The organism is Sphingobium sp. EM0848 (genome assembly GCF_013375555.1).
GTDB lineage: Bacteria > Pseudomonadota > Alphaproteobacteria > Sphingomonadales > Sphingomonadaceae > Sphingobium.
Window position 1 is genome coordinate 2,064,858 of sequence record NZ_JABXWB010000001.1, and the last position, 18,003, is coordinate 2,082,860.

An 18,003-nucleotide genomic window follows, 5' to 3' on the forward strand; every position below is an offset into this window, starting at 1 on the left:
GCCCCTATTCTTCCCCATCCATATGCGCGATTTCCCTGTCCAGATCGCGTAGCACGTCGGCCCTGATCTTGTCCGACATCCGTGCGGCAGCGGCGACCTGCGCCCGTGCGGCAATCAGGCCCGCTCGCGCGGCGCGGTGCGCCTCCGCAGAGATTTGCGCCTCGCAGATGCGGACACGGATATTGCGGCGGCCATCGGCATCCACCGTCTCGCGCCGGGTCACATTCTTGCCGTCCTCGCAGCCATTGGCGACATCGACATGCGGCACCATGCGGCGGATTTCAGCCTCGCTCGGTATGGCGTGGGACAAGGACCGGTCATCGCGCAGACCAACCGGCGGAGCGGGCGGAGCCGGTGGCACGGGCGGCACCATGTCGGCGGTGGATGCCGGAGGAGCGGGCGGAGCAGGCGGGACGCTGTCGGCTTCCTCCGCAACCCTGGCGTCGTGCGCCGAGGGCTGGGCCGCCGCCGGTGCCTGAGGCAGCGCGATCTCGCTGGCGGAGGCAGGCTGGGCAACCAGATCGGTAAGGCGGCCGAAATTCATCGAATCGACCTTGCCGGTGATCGCCGCGACTTCCCGCGCCGCCCGGCTTCCCGAAGCAGTCAGCACCAGACCCGACACAGTTACCAGAGCGACCGCCGCCATGCCCCAACTGATCCGGCGCAGCGACATTTCATGGGTAGACAGCATTTTCAGCCTCCCTTTAAGGGCAGCAATGCGATTGAGATGACAGGCACCGGCGAACGGACGACCACCAGCGGCCTTCAATATGGCGCGGCCATAGATATGGGCCTGATCCTGCCCATGAAGCGCCAACACCCGCGCGTCGCAGGCCTGTTCCTGATCGGCCCGATAGGCGCGATAGGCGATCCAGGCGATGGGATTGCACCAGTGCAGGCCAAGCAGCAGCAACGCGACCATATTCGCGGCCAGATCGCCCCCCTGATGATGGGCGCGCTCATGGGCGACCGCCATGGCCTGTTCCTGGCTGTCGAAGCGCAGGACGAAATCGGCGGGCAGCACGACATAAGGCCGCACCACCCCGAAGGCGAGCGGCCCGCCCGCCTTCGGACTGGTCACGATGCGGATGCGCCCTTCTTCATCGATCGGCGTCGCATCCTTCAGGATGAAGCGGCAAAACCGCACATAGCCGATCCCCTGCACCGCCAGGAAGAAAACAACGCCGAGCAGCCAGAGCGACGCGCCGATCTCCAGCCATGGCATTTGCCATTCCGGCAGGGCCGAAACCACGGGCGCGGCGTCGAACAAGGTCGGCAGGCCCGCATGTTCCACTGCCCTATGCAGGGGCGAAGGACTCGCGACGTCCTGCGGCAGCGCGGGCAACAGCATGCGCGCCAAGGGCAGCAGCCATAGCCAATAGGCCGCCCTCGCCCCCAGCCAGTGCGCCACCGGCCGCCGCAACAGCATGACCAGCGCCATCAGCAGGGTCGTGGCGATCAGCGTTTCGGCGATCCAGACGCTCATGATTTCAATCCTCTCAGGATGTCCTCAAGCTCGGCGATATCCTCCGCCGTCAACTGGTCCTGACTGGCAAGCTGGGCGACCAGCGGCGAGATGCGTCCGCCGAACAGCCGGTTGACCAATCGCCCCGACTCGCTGGCAACATACGCCTCCCGCGCGACGAGCGGGCGATATAAAAAGCGGCGGCCATCCTGATCGGCGGCGATGACATCCTTTGCCATCAGGCGGGACAGCAATGTCTTGACCGTCTGAACGCTCCAGTCACGTCCGGCGGCGACGCGCTCGGCCACCTCGGCGGCCGTCTGGGGCGCGCGTTCCCACAGCGCCTCCATCACCACCAGTTCCGCTTCGCTGATCCTCTCGCTCATTGCAGCGGCCTCCTGGACTCGACAACTACATCTGTAATCGCATTGATTACAGATGTAGTCAAGAAGGCGTGCACAAACTGTCGGTGCATTTTACAAGCAGCAGCGTTGCCTGCGGCCCGTTAACCTTCCTGAACGCGGATATACGGCCTTTCCGGAAGCTGGCACGGGGCTTGCTGTGTCTGGAGCGTTCCCAACCGTTCAACTACCGGGAGGATGCAGGCACCAGTCTCCGCCGCATCCTCCCACCCGGTTTCTCATCCAGAACAAAAAAAGCGGCCCGGAAATCCGGACCGCCCGTCTGGTCACGCTCGCGAAAAATTCAGTTTGCCGGGGCGACGCCCTGATCGGTCATCAACTGCTGCAATTCGCCAGCCTCATACATTTCCATCATGATGTCGCTGCCACCGACAAATTCGCCCTTCACATAAAGTTGGGGAATGGTCGGCCAGTCGGAAAAGGCCTTGATCCCCTGCCGGACGCCCTGATCCTGCAGCACGTCGACGCTTTCATAGGCGACGCCCAGATGGTCCAGAATCGCCACCGCCCGGCTGGAAAAGCCGCATTGCGGGAAGAGCGGCGTACCCTTCATGAAAAGCACGACATCATTGCGGTTGACGATTTCGGCGATCCGCTGCTGCACGGCGTCGGTCATTTTATGGTCCATTCCTGTCAGGCGCCGGCGGTGAGGCGCGTAAAGTGTATCCGATGCCCGTTAGTTGGGAACGGCGGTGGTCAGTTGCAAGGCATGGAGCACGCCGCCCATACGCCCGCCCAGCGCCGCATAGACCGCCCGCTGTTGCGCGACGCGGCTCATGCCCCGGAAGCTTTCCGCAACGACGCGCGCCGCATAATGGTCGCCATCCCCGGCAAGATCGGTGATCTCCACCTCCGCATCGGGAATCGCGGCACGGATCATGTCCGCAATATCGTCGGCAGCCATCGGCACGATCTGTATTCCTCGCGCTTATTCGATGAACATGCGACGGGCGATGACCTGCTGCTCGTCCAGAGCGGCACGAACGCCAGCCTCGTCAATGTCGATGCCGGCCTGGGTCATATCGCCCATCAGCTTGCGGATGACATCTTCGTCGCCCGCTTCCTCGAAATCGGCCTGCACGACGGCCTTGGCATAAGCGTCGGTTTCTTCAGGCGTCAGGCCCATTTTCGCCGCCGCCCATTCGCCGAGCAGACGGTTGCGCCGCGCCTGGATGCGGAACTGCATCTCCTGGTCGTGCGCGAACATATTCTCAAAGGCCTTTTCACGGTCGTCGAAGGTCGTCATGCCTGTGCCCTGTAAAAGTGACGGATCATCTTGTCCGAAATAGGAAGAACGGACCGCTTACGCAACGGCGGGAACGAGCCAGGGGCGCGCGCCGGCATCCTTCGCCTCGAACGCGCCGATCACGTCCGCCTGTCCCAGGGTCAGGCCGATCTCGTCCAGACCGCCCAGAAGGCAGTGCTTGCGGAACGGATCGATCTCGAACTGGAAACGGTCCTGAAACCGGGTGGTAACGGCCTGATGCTCCAGATCGACATGGATCGGGTCCGGTGTTCCATTGATGCCCTGGGCGACCTCCATCAGCCGGTCGATCGCTTCCTGCGGCAACACCACGGTCAATATGCCATTCTTGAAGGCGTTACCGGAAAAAATGTCCGAAAAGCTCGGCGCGATCACCACCTTGATGCCAAGGTCGGCAAGCGCCCAGGCGGCATGTTCGCGGCTCGATCCGCAACCGAAATTGTCGCCCGCGATCAGGATCGGGCTGCCTGCATAGTCCGGATCGTCAAAGACATTGCCCGGTTCCTTGCGCAGAACCTCGAACGCGCCCTTGCCCAGGCCCGCGCGGCTAATGGTCTTGAGCCAATGCGCCGGGATGACGATGTCGGTGTCGACATTCTTCATCCCGAACGGATAGGCCTTGCCGTCAACGATATTCAGCTTTTCCATCAATGCGCAACCTGCTTGCTCGCCGGATGGTGCGTGGCTTGCGCACGCCCCAGGGTCGCCGCCATCGCGGCACTTGCCAGCGCACCCAGCGCCAGCAGCCAGAATACTTTCTTCATGCGACCGCCTCTCCCCTTTTTTCACCCATCAGTTCGCGCACGTCCGTGAGGTGTCCGGTGATGGCGGCGGCGGCGGCCATGACGGGCGAGACGAGATGCGTCCGCGACCCCGGTCCCTGCCGGCCCATGAAATTGCGGTTGCTGGTCGAGGCGCAGCGCTCGCCCGCGGGCACCTTGTCCGGATTCATGCCGAGGCAGGCGGAGCAGCCCGGTTCACGCCATTCGAAACCGGCGTCGGTGAAGATGCGGTCCAGCCCTTCGGCTTCGGCCTGACGCTTGACCAGACCCGATCCGGGCACGACCATCGCATGCTTGACCCCCGCCGCGATGTGACGGCCCTTGAGCAGGTCGGCGGCGGCGCGCAGATCCTCGATCCGGCTGTTGGTGCAGCTGCCGATGAAGATATGCTCGATCGCCACATCCTCCATCCGCTGCCCGGCGGTGAGCCCCATATAGTCGAGCGACTTCTGCGCGGCGGCGCGCTTGGAGGCGTCGGTGAAGCTCTCCGGATCGGGCACCACGCCCGTCACCGGCACCACATCCTCGGGGCTGGTGCCCCAGGTGACATTGGGGACGATCTCAGCCGCATTGATCACGACGGTCTTGTCGAACACCGCGCCTTCGTCAGTCGCCAGCGTCTTCCAATAGGCGACGGCGGCGTCCCACTCAGCACCCTTGGGCGCCATGGGGCGACCCTTGAGGTAAGCGAAGGTCTTTTCATCGGGCGCGAACAGGCCCGAGCGCGCGCCCGCCTCGATCGACATGTTGGCGACGGTCAGGCGTCCCTCGATCGACATGTCGCGGAAAGCCGAGCCGCGATATTCCATGACATAGCCGGTGCCGCCCGCCGTGCCGATGCGGCCGCAGATCGCCAGCGCCACATCCTTGGGCGTGACACCGAAGCCCAGTTCACCCTCGACCACGACTTCCATGGTCTTCGACTGCTTCAGGAGCAGCGTCTGGGTGGCGAGCACATGTTCGACCTCCGACGTACCGATGCCGAAGGCCAGCGCGCCCAGCGCACCATGCGAACTGGTATGGCTGTCGCCGCAGACCAGCGTGGTGCCCGGCAGGGTGAAGCCCTGCTCCGGCCCGACGACGTGGACGATGCCCTGCTCCGCATCGGCATCGCCGATATAACGGATGCCGAATTCCGGGGCGTTCTTCTCCAGCGCGGCGAGTTGCTGCGCGCTTTCCGGATCATCGATCGGGATGCGGTTGCCCGCCGCGTCGCGACGCGGGGTCGTCGGCAGGTTATGATCCGGCACCGCAAGGGTCAGATCGGCGCGGCGCACCTTGCGTCCGGCAAGACGAAGCCCTTCGAAAGCCTGCGGACTCGTCACCTCATGCACAAGATGGCGGTCGATGTAGATCAGGCAGGTTCCATCAGGACGCCGTTCAACGACATGCGCGTCCCAAATCTTCTCATAAAGCGTGCGGGGCTGGGTCATAGCCCTCCCCCTAGACCCAGACAGAGCCGGGCGGAAGAGGAAAATGGGGTCAATTTTTCCTGTTCCCGCCCATAGTCGCGCTGCGATGACGCAAGGTCAGGACGTTAGAGCATCGTGCGGAAAAGTGGGCGAGCCGGAGGCACGTGACTCCAAGCTCGGGTTTTCCGCTTAACACGATGCGACAAGAAAACTTAGAGCGCGCGCCCTACATCCGAGTTAACGCAGCGCGCTCTCAATGGCGCGGTAATCTTCCACGATGCGACCAGCCGCGCCCACTTCGGCTTCATGGCTTGCCTCTCGCCATGTTTCGGCCAGCGCCGCCGCCTCCCATTCGCGCATCGCGGGCAGTGCCAGCATATGATCGACCCAGGCCTGCGCCGCCGACCCGACATTCAGTCCATAGGTGCGCACCCGGAAAGCGACCGGCGCGTAAAAGGCATCGGCAGCCGTGAAGGCCCTTCCGCCAAGGAACGGCCCACCGAAACGGACAAGCCCCTCGTCCCAAAGTTCGGTGAGCCGGGCGATGTTCCGGTTGAGCGCGGGCGAAGGCATCCGCATCTCCACGCGCACCCCGACATTCATCGGGCAATCATTGCGCAGCGTCGCAAAGCCGCTGTGCATTTCGGCTACGGCCGACTGCGCCCACGCCCTTGCCACTTCATCACTGGGCCAGACCTTCGGATGACGATCGCCAAGATAGAGGGTGATGCCGAGCGAATCCCACACCGTCCGGTCGCCGTCGATCAGCGCGGGCACCTGCCCGGTGGGAGAAAAAGAGCGGAAGGCGGCGTAATTTTCCGCCGCTTCGAACGGCTCGATCCGGTCGGCGAAGGGGATTTCCAGCGCCTTCATCAGCACCCATGGGCGCAGCGACCAGCTCGAATAATTCCGGTTGGCGGTGATGAGGGTGTAGGACATCGGTTTCTCCCCTATAAAGGCGCGCCAAGGATAAGCCTTTCCACAACCGGACAAAAGCCGGAACGGCCAAGGGATTTCACAAGCTGTCCTTATGAAAAAACGGCCCGGAGCGTGATGCTCCGGGCCGTCCAGTCCTTCCACCCTGATCGCGCGAGACTGCACTCCCGCGACCCGGATCGGTCAGCGGCTTGTCGGCCGCAAACGGATTCCCCCGCAGCCTTTAGGCTGCAAACTGGTTCCCCCGCGGCTTTTAAGCCGCAAACTGATTCATCGTATTGTGGATGCCGCCGGCCTTCAGGGCCGCTTCACCCGCGAAATATTCCTTATGATCATCGCCAATGTCCGACCCGGACATGTTCTGGTGCTTCACGCAGGCGATGCCCTGACGGATTTCCTTGCGCTGGACGCCTTCGACATAGCCCAGCATGCCCGCCTCACCGAAATATTCCTTGGCCAGATTGTCGGTCGACAAGGCAGCCGTGTGATAGGTCGGCAGGGTGATGAGGTGATGGAAGATACCGGCCCGCGCCGCCGCATCCTTCTGGAAGGTACGGATCTTCTCATCGGCTTCACGGCCCAGATCGGTCGCGTCATAATCGGCGCTCATCAGCCTGTCGCGGTCATAGGCACTGACATCCTTGCCTTCCGCCGTCCAGCGGTCGAACACCTGCTGGCGGAAGTTCAGCGTCCAGTTGAAGCTGGGCGAGTTGTTGTAGACCAGCTTCGCATTGGGGACGACTTCGCGGATGCGGTCGACCATGCCTGCGATCTGCTCGATGTGCGGCTTTTCCGTCTCGATCCAGAGCAGGTCCGCGCCATTCTGGAGCGAGGTGATGCAGTCAAGGACGCAGCGATCCTCGCCCGTGCCGGTGCGGAACTGGAAGAGGTTGGACGGCAGGCGCCTGGGGCGGAACAGCTTGCCGTCGCGGGCCAGAACGACATCGCCGCGCAGGGTGGTGATGTCGGTGACCTCCTCGACGTCGAGGAAGCCGTTATACTGGTCGCCCAGATCGCCATCCTCGCGGCTGTAGGCGATCTGCTTGGTCAGCCCCGCGCCCAGCGAGTCGGTGCGGGCGACGATGATGCCGTCGTCGATGCCCAGTTCCAGGAAGGCGTAACGAACCGCGCGGATCTTCGCGAGGAAGTCCTCATGCGGAACCGTGACCTTGCCGTCCTGATGGCCGCACTGCTTTTCGTCCGAGACCTGATTTTCGATCTGGATGCAGCAGGCGCCGGCTTCGATGAACTTCTTGGCGAGCAGATAGGTCGCCTCGGCATTGCCGAAACCGGCGTCGATGTCCGCGACGATCGGAACGACATGGGTTTCGTAATTGTCGATATCGTGCTGGATCTTCTGCGCCTTGACCTCATCCCCGGCTTCGCGGGCGGCATCCAGGTCGCGGAACATCATGCCCAGTTCGCGGGCGTCGGCCTGCTTCAGGAAGGTGTAGAGTTCCTCGATCAGCATCGGAACGCTGGTCTTTTCATGCATCGACTGGTCGGGCAGCGGGCCGAATTCGCTGCGCAGCGCGGCGACCATCCAGCCGGACAGATACAGGTAACGGCCCTTGGTGGTGCCGAAATGCTTCTTGATGCTGATCATCTTCTGCTGACCGATGAAACCGTGCCAGCAGCCCAGCGACTGGGTGTAATTGGCCGGATCGGCGTCATAGGCGGCCATGTCGCGGCGCATGATCGCGGCGGTGTAGCGCGCAATGTCGAGGCCGGTGTGGAAACGGTTCTGAAGGCGCATGCGCGCAACCGATTCGGGCGCGATGCCATCCCAATGGCCCTGACCGCCGATGGTGGCGCCAGCCTTCGTGATTTCCTGTTGGTAGGTCATGAGCGTCGATTCCATCCAATGAGAGGCGAACTTGTGGGGCTGGCTTACGAGACTGTTCGCGGATGCGGCAGAGGGCGCGAAGTTCAGTTGTAGAACTTTACAATATTTGCGTGTAAAGTTGTAAAGCCTGCACAGGAGCGTTACGGAAATGGCCAAGGATCGTCCGGTTTACATGGGGCCACGCCTGCGCAGGCTGCGGCGCGAGCTGGGGCTGACTCAGGCCGATATGGCGGCGGACCTTGAGATTTCGGCCAGCTATGTGGCGTTGCTGGAGCGCAATCAGCGGCCACTGACCGCCGACATGCTGCTGCGGCTCGCGCGGACCTATAAGATGGACATGAGCGAGCTGGCCGGGGACGGCGGGGCGGAACAGACTGCCCGGTTGCAGGCGGTCCTCAAGGACCCGATGTTCGCGGATATCGACCTGCCTGTGCTGGCGACCGGGGATGTCGCGGTCAACTATCCCGGCATCACCGAAGCTTTGCTGCGCCTGCACACCGCCTATCGCGAGGAGCAATTGGCGCTCGCCGACAAGGGCGTGGAGCGTGAAGATACCACCGAAGCACCCGACCCCGTGGCCGAATCGCGGCGTTTCCTCGGGGCGCGGCGCAACAGCTTCCCGCTGCTCGACGACGCGGGCGAGAAGCTGGCGGCGGAAGTCGAGGCGGCGGGCGGGCTCGCCGGATGGCTCAAGGCCCGGCATAATCTGCGCGTGCGCCGCCTGCCTTCCGACGTGATGGCGGGGTCGATGCGGCGGCTGGACCGGCATCGCGACGCGGTGCTGCTGGACGATGCGCTGGACGGGGCAAGCACCCAGTTCCAGCTTGCCCTGCAAATCGCCTATCTGGAGATGCGGCGCGATTTCGAGGCGCTGTTGAAGGACAGCCAGTTCGCCAGCGAAAGCGGACGGCGGCTGACCCGGCGGGCGCTCGCCAATTATGCCGCGGCGGCGATCCTGATGCCCTATGGCCCCTTCGCCAAGGCGGTGGAGGCGCGACGCTATGATGTGGAAGCGCTGGCGCGGCAATTCGGCACCAGTTTCGAACAGACGGCGCACCGGCTGACCACCCTACAAAAGCCGGGGCAGGAGCGCGTGCCCTTCTTCTTCCTGCGGGTGGATCAGGCGGGCAATGTCAGCAAACGGCTGGACAGCGCAGGCTTTCCCTTTGCCCGCCACGGCGGCTCCTGCCCGCTCTGGTCGGTGCACCATGCCTTCGAACGGCCGCGCGAGGTGCTGACGCAATGGCTGGAACTGCCCGACGGCCAGCGTTTCTTTTCTGTCGCGCGGACAGTGACGGCGGGCGGCGGCGGCTGGGGCGCACCCCGGATCGAGCGCGCCATCGCGCTCGCTTGCGCGGCGGAACATGCCCATCGACTGATCTATGCCGCAGGGGAAGCGGCGGAGGAACCGACCCCCATCGGCGTCACCTGCCGCCTTTGCCACCGCAGCCAGTGCATGGCCCGCTCCGCTCCCCCCATCGGCCGCGACATGCTGCCGGAGGATTTCCGGCGGACCCATGCGCCGTTCGGATTTGCGGACGGATAAAGGCTGCGTGTACGGGTCCGGCTGACATCAGCCGGACCCGTTCGCCCCTTTTCCCTTCAATGCAGATCGGCCTGCCGCAGCCGACGCCCACCGCCATTGCCGGATCAACCGGCTTCGGCCCGCTTGGTTCCAGCGTCCGGAAAGAAAGAAAACTAGGACTCTATAAGGTCGAGATAAGCCACCACATCATTGTCGGTGGCCAAGAAAAGGCCGTCCTGCACATCCTGCGGCTGCTGCTCCGCGATCGACAGGGCCTCGCTCAGGGGACCGTAGAACAGCGTCGTCGCCGCGCCGCCGCCATCGGCGTCGCTGAGATGATAAAGGCGGACGGTGGCCGAGCTGTAGGTGGTGCGCATGGGCCGAATATCGGCCTGCGCGCGCAGGGATGCAAGCTTTCCCGGTTTACCGCCGGTCCGTGACCTTGATCCCGTCGGCCAGGCGATTAGGCCCGATCTTCACCGCATCGTCGGTGAAATTGGCGACGAAGCTGCTGCTGCGCTGCAAACCGGGAACGAAGGATGCGCCGTTATTGGCGATCGTCAGACCCGCGCTGTCCTGTTCGCGGCCTTCCGGCGCAACGGTGATGAAGGCGCTGTAATTGTCCTTATCCTTCCCCTGCACCATTTCATTGCCGCTGATCGTCCCGCTCGCGCCGTTGGAAAGGTCGATCATGTAATTGGTGAGCCGACCCGCGCTGTCGTCGAAACTGTTGTCGGTGATCGTCACGCGGCGCGCGCGGCTCTTCAGATAATGGCCGCCATCGCCCTGATCGAAGCGCGAACGGGTGACGGACAGGCTGCCATAGCGGCCTACATAGATGCCGTGCGCGCAGGCAAGATCACGGTCGCAGCGCCCCAGATGGCGGAAGGTCGACCTGTCGATGCTGATGCTGTTGCCGGGCGCATCGCCGGTCAATATGCCTTCCTCGCTATTGCGGAACAGGCTGTTGATGACGCTAAGATTGCCGCTTTCCAGCCTGACGCCCGCGCCATTGCCGTCGGGCACGCGCAGATTCTGGAAGACAAGACCTTCGATCGTGCTCGACCGGCCGCGCAGCACCAGCGCCGCCTTTTCTTCGCAGGCAACGCCGTCCAGGATCACGCTGCCGGCTTTCTGCGCGCGGATCGTGACGTCGCCGCCCTGTTGCACCGCGCATTGGGCGTAGCTGCCCGGCGCCACGATGACGGTGCCGCGACCGTTGCCGATGGCCCGGATCGCATCCCGTAGCGTCGCATAGCTGCGCCCGCTCTCCGCCACGGTGAAGGGCGACGCGACACCCTGTGCCAGCGCGGTGGCCGTCACGGCAGCGGACAGCAGCAGGATGGTCGAAAAGAGGCGCATAACCAAAGTTATAGGCATATGGCCGGGTCCGGCCAAGGTAGAGTTATGGTTAACAAAAAGCTGTTCCGCTATGGGACATGACGGTTCAGGCCTATGAGCGGTTGGCGGCAAGGCAGATGCGCGTTAAGCCTTGCCGGGCATGTCCTTATCCCTGCCCCGCCGCACTTTCGCCTGCCTCGCCCTGCTGGGCGCGGCGCTCGGCGGCTGTTCGGACGAGGGCAGCGGGCCGGTGACGGTGAGTGTCATCGGCACGCCGGCCGATTTCGCCAAGCCGCTGGACTATCTGCCCGATCCGGGATCGAAACTGTTTCTGGAGGCTACGGCGCAGGGACTGGTCGCCTTCGACGCCAGCGGGGAGATTCTGCCCGCGCTCGCGCAGCGCTGGATCGTGCAGGATGAGGGGCGCAGCTATATCTTCCGCCTGCGCCGTGCCTTCTGGCCCGACGGGACCAAGGTGACGGCGAAGGACGCCGGGCGGATATTGATGTCGCGCATCGACATGCTGCGGCGGCTGGACCCGGACGGGCCGCTGGACGCCGTGCAGGACGTGGTGGCGATGACCGGCGAAGTGATCGAGATCCGGCTGGCGGCGCCGCGCCCCTATCTGCTCCAAATGTTGGCCCAGCCGCAAATGGCGGTGCTGTCGCGCGACGGCGGGACCGGCCCCTATCGCCGGATTGCGCAGGGCAAGGCGCTGAAGCTGGTGCCGGTCGAGCGGGCGACCAACGAATCCGGCGACGAACTGCCGGTGCCTGCCTGGCAGACCCGCATCCTGCGCGCCGAGCGGGCGGCGCTCGCCATTGTGCGCTTCCAGCAGGACAAGGCGGCGCTGGTGTTGGGCGGGCGCTTTTCCGACTTGCCGCTGCTCGTCCCGGCGGGTGTGGATCGCGACGATGTGCGGATCGATCCGGTGCAGGGCCTGTTGGGGCTGGCGGTGACCGGCCAGAGCGGGAACCGGAGCAAATTGCTGGACGACGACGGCGTGCGGCGGGCGATCAACATGGCCATCGACCGCAGCCAGTTGCCGGTCCTGTTCCCGGTCGGTGGCTGGGCCACGACCGAGCAGATCGTGCCGGGACAGATCGACCTGCCGGGGCCGCCCGCCGTCCCCGACTGGACCGGAATGGCGATGGCGGACCGCTGGGCGCAGGGACAGGCGGTCATCAAGCGCTGGCGCAGCGAAAATGGCGATCCGCCGGTGCTGCGGCTGGCGCTGCCCAGGGGACCGGGGGCGACGATGCTGTTCGGGCTGGTGCGGTACAATCTTGGCATGATCGGCCTGGCGGTCGAACGGGTTGCGCTGGAAGAGGATTCGGATCTGCGGCTGGTCGATGAGGTCGCGGCCTATGACAGCGTGCTCTGGTATCTCGGGCGGATCGGCTGCGCGCGGAAGGTGCATTGTTCGGCGGAGGCCGATGCCGCGTTGCAGGCGGCAAGTCTGGCCAGTTCACTGGACGAACGCATGGCGCGCGTGGCGCAGGCCGAAGCGCTGATGCAGGCGCATAATGGCTATATTGCGCTGGGTGCGCCGGTGCGCTGGTCACTGGTCGCGCGGCGGCTGACCGGCTTCACGGCGTCCCCCAGAGCGCGGCACCCATTGAACCATCTGTTCAAGAGCACCAATTAGCGTCTCTGGAGGACAGAGGATGGCGATTTCGCAGGAACAGTTTGATCGGGTCATGCGCGACATGCCGGGTTTTGGCCGCGATCCGGCCTCGATTCGCAAGCGGATCGAGGCGATGGAGGCCCTGTTGGAAGGACTGTTCGTGATTCCCGGCACCAATCGCCGGGTCGGGCTGGACAGTCTGGTCGGGCTGATCCCGGTGGTGGGCGACTTCGCGACGGCGGCGATGGGCGCGTGGATCGTATGGGAAGCGCGCAATCTGGGGATGTCGAAATGGCAACTGACCCGTATGGCGGCCAATATCGGTTTCGACACGCTGGTCGGCGCCATTCCCTTTGCCGGGGATATTTTCGACTTTTTCTACAAGTCGAACACGAAAAATTTGCGGATCATCCGCAAGCATATGGACCGGCATCATCCCTCGACCGTGGTGATCGACGGTTAAGTTGGTTCAAGCGGGCGGAGCGATCTTCAGCACTGTTTCGGGACTGACGCCGCCCTGATGGGCGGGGCAGCGGGTGTAGCGCATCTTGCGGTCCATGCAGAGCCACACTTCGCTCAACCCATTGTCGCGCGTGGCGGTGACGCGCATCATATCGGCGCTCAGACCCCTGTTCGCCGCCGCGAAGGCCTGTGCGAAGGCGCCGGCGGTAAGGGCTGGTTGGCTGGCGAGCGCTTTCATGTCCGGATAACGCAGCGCCTGATAAAATTTGCGCGACAGGGCGAAGAAGCGGTCCGGCGTTGTGGGCATGCAGGTGCCATGCTTCACCCATTCATGCTGGATCAACTGCACCGAAGGCGTGGAACAAATATGCTGGCGGATGATGGCCCGCGACAGCGGCGCGGCGGCCTGGCAATATTGCGGCCATTCCTTGCCATAACCGTCCGGCCAGAGGCCGTGCAGCGTGAAACCGAAACGACCATGGCGACCGCTGCACTGGAAATCATCCTTCCGTCCCTGCGCGCCGGAGCAATATTGCGGCGACCAACTGATCGCCAACGTATAGCTGCCGATCGGCAAAACCCGGCGAGGTTCCTTCGAAGTCGGACCTTCGACGCGGGGACGGGGAAGTTGCTCGGGAATGCTGCACTGGGCGGCCTGTGCCAGCGCCGGAGCGGGGGCAACGAGCGCCAGCAGCAGGAGCGCCTTACGCAAAAGCAAAGTCCAGCCCGATATCGGCGGCTGGCGCCGACTGGGTGAGACGGCCGACGCTGATATAGGTGACGCCGGTTTCCGCCTTGGCGCGGATGGTGTCGAGCGTCACGCCGCCCGAGCTTTCGGTGGGCACGCGCCCGCCGATCAGCGTGACCGCGCCGCGCAGGGTGGCCGCATCCATATTGTCGAGGAGGAGATGGGTGGCCCCTGCGCCAAGCGCCGGTTCGATCTGGTCGATGCGGTCGACCTCCACAATGATGCTGGCGATCCCGGCGGCGGCCGCGCGGCGCACCGCTTCCTCGACCGATCCGGCGACGGCGACATGATTGTCCTTGATCATCGCCGCATCCCACAGACCCATGCGGTGATTGGTCGCGCCGCCCTGCCGCGTCGCATATTTCTCCAGCACGCGCAGGCCCGGAATGGTCTTGCGCGTGTCGAGCAGGGTCGCGCCGGTGCCCAGGATCGCGTCGACATAGGCGCGGGTCATCGTCGCGATGCCGGTCAGATGCTGAACGGTGTTGAGCGCGGACCGCTCGGCGGTGAGCATGGCGCGGGCCTTGCCCCGGATGCGCATGATGTCGGTGCCAGCGGAAACGCGATCGCCATCCTGTTTCAGCAGCTCGATCTCCACATCCGGGTCAAGCGCGCGGAAGAAGGCGGCGGCGATCGGCAGCCCGGCCAGCGTCACGGCGTCACGGCTGTCCATCACCCCATCGAAGATCGCATCGGCGGGAATCACAGCCTCGCTGGTGACGTCGCGGCCTTCGGGGCCGAGATCTTCAGCCAGTGTGGAAGCGATGAAGGCGTCAAGATCGAAGCCGGGAAGCGAAAAGGAGGAAGAATCAGCGCTCATGGCCGAGCGATGTGGCACAGTTGCCGGGCGGTTGACAGCCCCTCGGTCCGCAAGGCCGTTGCTGGCGCATTCCCAGGGGACTGGCACATTGAAGGAGAGGATATATGAGCGACGAACCCGAATCCGTCCGCGAGATCTTCATTACCCGGCTGATCGATGCCCCTGCCCATCTGGTCTTCGACGCCCATGCCGATCCGGTGCATGTGAAACGCTGGTTCGGGCCGATCGGCTGGCCGCTTACAAAATGCGAGATGGATTTTCGGGTGGGAGGCCGCTTCCGGTTCCAGATGACCAATGACGAGGGCGAACTGGGTCCGCCCTTTGGCGGCACCTATATGGAGATCCTGCCCAATCAGCGCATCCGCTATGACAATCGTTTCGAGGAACCCGGATCGCCGGTGATGGTGACGACGATCAGCTTTGCCGAGGATGCGGAGGGGCGGACGCTGCTGACCCATCATACCGTCTTCGAGAGCAAGGCAATGCGGGATGAATATCTGGACGTCGGCTTCGAGGAAGGGACGAACAGCGGGCTGGATCAGCTGGAAGGGGTCGTGGCGGAACTGGCGGCGGAGATGGGCGGGGGTTAGAGCATTTTCGAGTTGACTGTTTACGGTCAACGGCTCGGAAAATGCGGCAACAAAAAACGGAAGCGTTTTCCCTTATCCGGAAAACGCTTCACCCCGCCCTTCCCCCGGATCAGCGATTGCCCAGATCACCCTGCCCGACCGTGCCGCTCGCCATTTCGAGCATGCGGTCGAGGCTCTTCTTCGCGCCGAGGCGCAGTTCCTCGTCCATTTCGATGCGCGGCTGGAGGTCGCGGAGCGCCAGATAGAGCTTTTCCATCGTGTTGAGCGCCATGTACGGGCAGATATTGCAGTTGCAATTGCCGTCCGCGCCGGGCGCGCCGATGAACGTCTTTTCCGGCACCGCCTTCTGCATCTGATGGATGATATGCGGTTCGGTGGCGACGATCAGCGTGTCGCCGGGCATGGTCTTCGAGAATTCAAGAATGCCGCTGGTCGAACCCACATAATCGGCATGGTCGACGATATAGGGCGGGCATTCCGGGTGCGCGGCGATCGGCGCGTCGGGATGCTGGCCCTTGAGCTTCAGCAATTCGGTTTCGCTGAACGCCTCATGCACGATGCAAACGCCCGGCCAGAGCAGCATGTCGCGGCCCAGCTTGCGCTTCAGATAGCCGCCCAGATGCTTGTCAGGGCCGAAGATGATCTTCTGGTCCTTCGGAATCTGCGCCAGGATCTTTTCCGCCGAGGAGGAGGTGACGATGATGTCGCTCAATGCCTTCACCTCGGCCGAGCAGTTGATGTAGCTCAAGGCGATATGATCGGGATGGGCTTCGCGAAAGGCCTTGAACTGCGTCGGGGGACAGCTGTCCTCCAGTGAACAACCCGCGTCCATGTCGGGCAGCACGACGATCTTTTCCGGCGAAAGAATCTTCGCGGTTTCCGCCATGAAGCGCACGCCGCAGAAAGCGATGACGTCCGCATCCGTCTCCGCCGCCTTGCGCGAGAGTTCCAGGGAATCGCCGACGAAATCGGACAGGTCCTGAATTTCCGGTTTCTGATAATAATGGCCCAGGATGACGGCATTGCGTTCCTTGCGCAGCCGATCGATCTCCGCGCGCAGGTCGATCCCCTGCGGGATGGTGGTCATTGCAGTCATGTCCCTAACTCCTCTCGGCCTCCATGCGCGCCCCTAGCGGGCCTGCCGCCTGTTGGCCAGTACCTCATTGATCGGTGTGGTGACGTCCCATTGCTCGGGGTTGCGCTTCGCCCGTTCCGGCGGGAAGGTGACGATCACCCGCGCATCGCCATAGCCCAAGGCCCCGAGCGGCGCGCCGAGCAGCTTGCCCAGCGCAGCGCGGCCATAATCACGCGCCTGCGCCATGCGCTCGGGCGAGCGGGCTTCCTTTTCGGCCCGGCCCTGCGCGTGGAGCGAGGTCCGGCGGCTGAGTTCCTCACCCGCCTTGCGCGTCACGAACAGGCCGTTGGTCTGGACCAGCGTCCGGCGGCTCTCATCGATATTGGGGCGGGCCGGCTTCACATCGGGCGCATTGATGATGAGCGTGCGGGTCTTCTCATTCCATTCCAGATCGCTCGCGTCGATGCCGCTGACGTCGATGAAATAATCGACCGAGAAGGGCATCTTCACGACCTGATCCGATTTCAGCCAGCCAAAGCCGCGCACATCCTGCGCCGTGCTCTGGATCGTGCCGGACAGTTCCGACACCTTGAGGCTGGAGGCACCGGCGAAACGCTGGGCAATGACCTTGGTGACGGCGGAGCCGTCATCCTCCACGCTCACCGTATAGTCGCGCTCATAGCGGTGCCAGCCGACCAGCATGGCCGCGCCCACGGCCAGCAGGATCAGCGCGGCGGCAATCGGCCCGCCAAAGCGTTTCAGCGCAACTGCCATCGCCCGTCCCCCGTCGCGGCGGCGATGCCGCGTCCGTCGAGGTCAATCAGATGCGCGAGAACGGAGCGGCCCGCCGCGCTGTGCAGGCGCGGGTCGACGCCCTTGTACATTTCCGCGACCATGGTCGGGATTTCCGACGCGCCATGGCGTTGGAGGAAGCGCATGATCTGGCCCTCCCGCTGCTTGCGGTGGCCCATCATGCCGCGCACCAGACGCTGGGGGCTTTCCACCGGATCGCCATGCGCCGGGTAGAAGATCGCATCCGTCCGGTCGAGCAGGCGCTGCATCGACGCCATATAGGCGGTCATGTCGCCATCGGGGGGCGAGACGACACTGGTCGACCAGCCCATCACATGATCCCCGGTAAAGAGCGCAGCTTCCTCGATCAGGGCGAAGCAGAGATGGTTGGAGGTGTGGCCGGGGGTCGCGACGGCTTCCAGCGTCCAGCCCTTGCCCTCGATCCGCTCGCCATCCGTCAGCACCCGGTCAGGGCGGTAGGCGGCATCGAAGGCCGCATCGGCGCGGGGGCCGTCATCGTCCAGCGTCAGCGGCGCGCAACCGATGATGGGGGCCCCGGTCAGCGCGCTGAGCGGCGCGGCGGCGGGGCTGTGGTCGCGATGGGTGTGGGTGCACAGGATCGCCGTGACCGGGCGGCCGCCAATCGCCGCCAACAGCGCGTCCAGATGCGCCGGATCGTCCGGGCCGGGATCGACGACCGCCACATCCTCCACGCCCACCAGATAGGTTTGCGTGCCGGTATAGGTGAAGGGCGAGGGATTGGGCGCCAGCACACGCCCCACCAGCGGAGAGAGCTGCATCAGCGTCCCGGTCGGGACATCGGCCGGATCGAAGGAAGGTGCCATATTCCCCATGTGCCCATTTCCGGGCGGTTTTCAAGGGCGATCCCCTCGCCT

Annotated in this window: 20 protein-coding genes; 4 read left to right on the forward strand and 16 right to left on the reverse strand. The window is 64.2% G+C overall.

The window, feature by feature from the left end:
* Window positions 1-4 precede the first annotated feature (4 nt).
* From HUK73_RS09925 to HUK73_RS09965, 9 genes are all read right to left on the reverse strand, one after another.
* Window positions 5-1,486 carry a M56 family metallopeptidase gene (locus tag HUK73_RS09925; RefSeq protein WP_176591752.1) on the reverse strand — a complete coding sequence of 494 codons (1,482 nt, stop codon included), beginning with the start codon at window positions 1,484-1,486 and terminating at the stop codon, window positions 5-7.
* Window positions 1,483-1,851, reverse strand: a complete 369-nt coding sequence (locus HUK73_RS09930; RefSeq protein WP_176591753.1) for a BlaI/MecI/CopY family transcriptional regulator — start codon at window positions 1,849-1,851, stop codon at window positions 1,483-1,485. Before HUK73_RS09930 ends, HUK73_RS09925 begins: the two co-directional genes overlap by 4 nt.
* A gap of 319 nt (window positions 1,852-2,170) precedes the next feature.
* A complete protein-coding gene (grxD, locus tag HUK73_RS09935; protein WP_176591754.1) occupies window positions 2,171-2,503 on the reverse strand; it encodes a Grx4 family monothiol glutaredoxin in 333 nt (110 codons plus the stop codon).
* A 60-nt stretch (window positions 2,504-2,563) separates the two neighbouring features.
* Window positions 2,564-2,797: a BolA/IbaG family iron-sulfur metabolism protein gene (locus HUK73_RS09940; protein WP_176591755.1), complete on the reverse strand. Its 234-nt coding sequence runs from the start codon at window positions 2,795-2,797 to the stop codon at window positions 2,564-2,566.
* Between the two features lie 18 nt (window positions 2,798-2,815).
* Complete coding sequence (locus tag HUK73_RS09945; RefSeq protein WP_176591756.1) at window positions 2,816-3,133, reverse strand: DUF1476 domain-containing protein; 318 nt, start codon at window positions 3,131-3,133, stop codon at window positions 2,816-2,818.
* Window positions 3,134-3,190: 57 nt separating this feature from the next.
* The gene (gene leuD / locus HUK73_RS09950; RefSeq protein ID WP_176591757.1) at window positions 3,191-3,799 is read right to left on the reverse strand and encodes a 3-isopropylmalate dehydratase small subunit; all 609 of its coding nucleotides are present in this window, start codon (window positions 3,797-3,799) and stop codon (window positions 3,191-3,193) included.
* 112 nt (window positions 3,800-3,911) lie between these two features.
* Complete coding sequence (gene leuC, locus HUK73_RS09955; protein ID WP_176591758.1) at window positions 3,912-5,366, reverse strand: 3-isopropylmalate dehydratase large subunit; 1,455 nt, start codon at window positions 5,364-5,366, stop codon at window positions 3,912-3,914.
* A gap of 216 nt (window positions 5,367-5,582) precedes the next feature.
* The gene (locus HUK73_RS09960; RefSeq protein ID WP_176591759.1) at window positions 5,583-6,284 is read right to left on the reverse strand and encodes a glutathione S-transferase family protein; all 702 of its coding nucleotides are present in this window, start codon (window positions 6,282-6,284) and stop codon (window positions 5,583-5,585) included.
* A gap of 250 nt (window positions 6,285-6,534) precedes the next feature.
* Window positions 6,535-8,127: an isocitrate lyase gene (locus HUK73_RS09965; protein ID WP_176591760.1), complete on the reverse strand. Its 1,593-nt coding sequence runs from the start codon at window positions 8,125-8,127 to the stop codon at window positions 6,535-6,537.
* A gap of 148 nt (window positions 8,128-8,275) precedes the next feature.
* Here HUK73_RS09965 and HUK73_RS09970 point away from each other — a divergent pair, with 148 nt between their 5' ends.
* Complete coding sequence (locus HUK73_RS09970) at window positions 8,276-9,673, forward strand: short-chain fatty acyl-CoA regulator family protein (RefSeq protein WP_176591761.1); 1,398 nt, start codon at window positions 8,276-8,278, stop codon at window positions 9,671-9,673.
* A 152-nt stretch (window positions 9,674-9,825) separates the two neighbouring features.
* On the opposite strand, the gene HUK73_RS09975 is transcribed toward HUK73_RS09970, so the two are convergent.
* Together HUK73_RS09975 and HUK73_RS09980 are read right to left on the reverse strand one after the other, a co-directional pair.
* Window positions 9,826-10,029 (reverse strand): hypothetical protein, encoded by a 204-nt coding sequence (locus tag HUK73_RS09975; RefSeq protein WP_176591762.1) that lies wholly within the window; start codon window positions 10,027-10,029, stop codon window positions 9,826-9,828.
* Between the two features lie 46 nt (window positions 10,030-10,075).
* On the reverse strand, window positions 10,076-11,014 hold the full coding sequence (locus HUK73_RS09980; protein ID WP_176592908.1) for a right-handed parallel beta-helix repeat-containing protein: 939 nt from the start codon (window positions 11,012-11,014) through the stop codon (window positions 10,076-10,078).
* A 139-nt stretch (window positions 11,015-11,153) separates the two neighbouring features.
* Between HUK73_RS09980 and HUK73_RS09985 the strand changes: the two genes are divergently transcribed.
* Together HUK73_RS09985 and HUK73_RS09990 are read left to right on the forward strand one after the other, a co-directional pair.
* Complete coding sequence (locus HUK73_RS09985) at window positions 11,154-12,641, forward strand: ABC transporter substrate-binding protein (RefSeq protein WP_176591763.1); 1,488 nt, start codon at window positions 11,154-11,156, stop codon at window positions 12,639-12,641.
* A gap of 19 nt (window positions 12,642-12,660) precedes the next feature.
* Complete coding sequence (locus HUK73_RS09990; RefSeq protein WP_176591764.1) at window positions 12,661-13,083, forward strand: DUF4112 domain-containing protein; 423 nt, start codon at window positions 12,661-12,663, stop codon at window positions 13,081-13,083.
* A gap of 6 nt (window positions 13,084-13,089) precedes the next feature.
* Here HUK73_RS09990 and HUK73_RS09995 read toward each other — a convergent pair whose 3' ends face one another.
* The gene (locus tag HUK73_RS09995) at window positions 13,090-13,794 is read right to left on the reverse strand and encodes a ribonuclease T (RefSeq protein WP_176591765.1); all 705 of its coding nucleotides are present in this window, start codon (window positions 13,792-13,794) and stop codon (window positions 13,090-13,092) included.
* On the reverse strand, window positions 13,787-14,650 hold the full coding sequence (gene nadC, locus HUK73_RS10000) for a carboxylating nicotinate-nucleotide diphosphorylase (RefSeq protein ID WP_176591766.1): 864 nt from the start codon (window positions 14,648-14,650) through the stop codon (window positions 13,787-13,789). The genes HUK73_RS09995 and nadC overlap by 8 nt, the downstream gene beginning before the upstream one ends.
* Window positions 14,651-14,754: 104 nt before the next feature.
* Between nadC and HUK73_RS10005 the strand changes: the two genes are divergently transcribed.
* On the forward strand, window positions 14,755-15,240 hold the full coding sequence (locus HUK73_RS10005; RefSeq protein ID WP_176591767.1) for an SRPBCC domain-containing protein: 486 nt from the start codon (window positions 14,755-14,757) through the stop codon (window positions 15,238-15,240).
* 109 nt (window positions 15,241-15,349) lie between these two features.
* Here the strand turns inward: HUK73_RS10005 and nadA are convergent, their stop codons facing one another.
* From nadA to HUK73_RS10020, 3 genes are read right to left on the reverse strand one after another with little or no spacing between them, the layout of a single operon-like run.
* Window positions 15,350-16,336 (reverse strand): quinolinate synthase NadA, encoded by a 987-nt coding sequence (gene nadA / locus HUK73_RS10010; protein WP_176591768.1) that lies wholly within the window; start codon window positions 16,334-16,336, stop codon window positions 15,350-15,352.
* A gap of 33 nt (window positions 16,337-16,369) precedes the next feature.
* A complete protein-coding gene (locus HUK73_RS10015) occupies window positions 16,370-17,089 on the reverse strand; it encodes a DUF4230 domain-containing protein (protein ID WP_176591769.1) in 720 nt (239 codons plus the stop codon).
* Entirely contained in the window at window positions 17,074-17,952 is an 879-nt protein-coding gene (locus HUK73_RS10020) for an MBL fold metallo-hydrolase (protein ID WP_176591770.1), read from the reverse strand. Before HUK73_RS10020 ends, HUK73_RS10015 begins: the two co-directional genes overlap by 16 nt.
* Between the last annotated feature and the right edge of the window lie 51 nt (window positions 17,953-18,003).

What these genes read in the sequence shown, in the direction of transcription:
- HUK73_RS09925 (WP_176591752.1), bottom strand. Translation starts at nt 1,486, where the DNA reads ATGAGCGTCTGGATCGCCGAAACGCTGATCGCCACGACCCTGCTGATG.
- HUK73_RS09930 (WP_176591753.1), bottom strand. Translation starts at nt 1,851, where the DNA reads ATGAGCGAGAGGATCAGCGAAGCGGAACTGGTGGTGATGGAGGCGCTG.
- grxD (WP_176591754.1), bottom strand. Translation starts at nt 2,503, where the DNA reads ATGACCGACGCCGTGCAGCAGCGGATCGCCGAAATCGTCAACCGCAAT.
- HUK73_RS09945 (WP_176591756.1), bottom strand. Translation starts at nt 3,133, where the DNA reads ATGACGACCTTCGACGACCGTGAAAAGGCCTTTGAGAATATGTTCGCG.
- leuD (WP_176591757.1), bottom strand. Translation starts at nt 3,799, where the DNA reads ATGGAAAAGCTGAATATCGTTGACGGCAAGGCCTATCCGTTCGGGATG.
- leuC (WP_176591758.1), bottom strand. Translation starts at nt 5,366, where the DNA reads ATGACCCAGCCCCGCACGCTTTATGAGAAGATTTGGGACGCGCATGTC.
- HUK73_RS09960 (WP_176591759.1), bottom strand. Translation starts at nt 6,284, where the DNA reads ATGTCCTACACCCTCATCACCGCCAACCGGAATTATTCGAGCTGGTCG.
- HUK73_RS09965 (WP_176591760.1), bottom strand. Translation starts at nt 8,127, where the DNA reads ATGACCTACCAACAGGAAATCACGAAGGCTGGCGCCACCATCGGCGGT.
- HUK73_RS09970 (WP_176591761.1), top strand. Translation starts at nt 8,276, where the DNA reads ATGGCCAAGGATCGTCCGGTTTACATGGGGCCACGCCTGCGCAGGCTG.
- HUK73_RS09975 (WP_176591762.1), bottom strand. Translation starts at nt 10,029, where the DNA reads ATGCGCACCACCTACAGCTCGGCCACCGTCCGCCTTTATCATCTCAGC.
- HUK73_RS09980 (WP_176592908.1), bottom strand. Translation starts at nt 11,014, where the DNA reads ATGCGCCTCTTTTCGACCATCCTGCTGCTGTCCGCTGCCGTGACGGCC.
- HUK73_RS09985 (WP_176591763.1), top strand. Translation starts at nt 11,154, where the DNA reads ATGTCCTTATCCCTGCCCCGCCGCACTTTCGCCTGCCTCGCCCTGCTG.
- HUK73_RS09990 (WP_176591764.1), top strand. Translation starts at nt 12,661, where the DNA reads ATGGCGATTTCGCAGGAACAGTTTGATCGGGTCATGCGCGACATGCCG.
- nadC (WP_176591766.1), bottom strand. Translation starts at nt 14,650, where the DNA reads ATGAGCGCTGATTCTTCCTCCTTTTCGCTTCCCGGCTTCGATCTTGAC.
- HUK73_RS10005 (WP_176591767.1), top strand. Translation starts at nt 14,755, where the DNA reads ATGAGCGACGAACCCGAATCCGTCCGCGAGATCTTCATTACCCGGCTG.
- nadA (WP_176591768.1), bottom strand. Translation starts at nt 16,336, where the DNA reads ATGACTGCAATGACCACCATCCCGCAGGGGATCGACCTGCGCGCGGAG.
- HUK73_RS10015 (WP_176591769.1), bottom strand. Translation starts at nt 17,089, where the DNA reads ATGGCAGTTGCGCTGAAACGCTTTGGCGGGCCGATTGCCGCCGCGCTG.
- HUK73_RS10020 (WP_176591770.1), bottom strand. Translation starts at nt 17,952, where the DNA reads ATGGCACCTTCCTTCGATCCGGCCGATGTCCCGACCGGGACGCTGATG.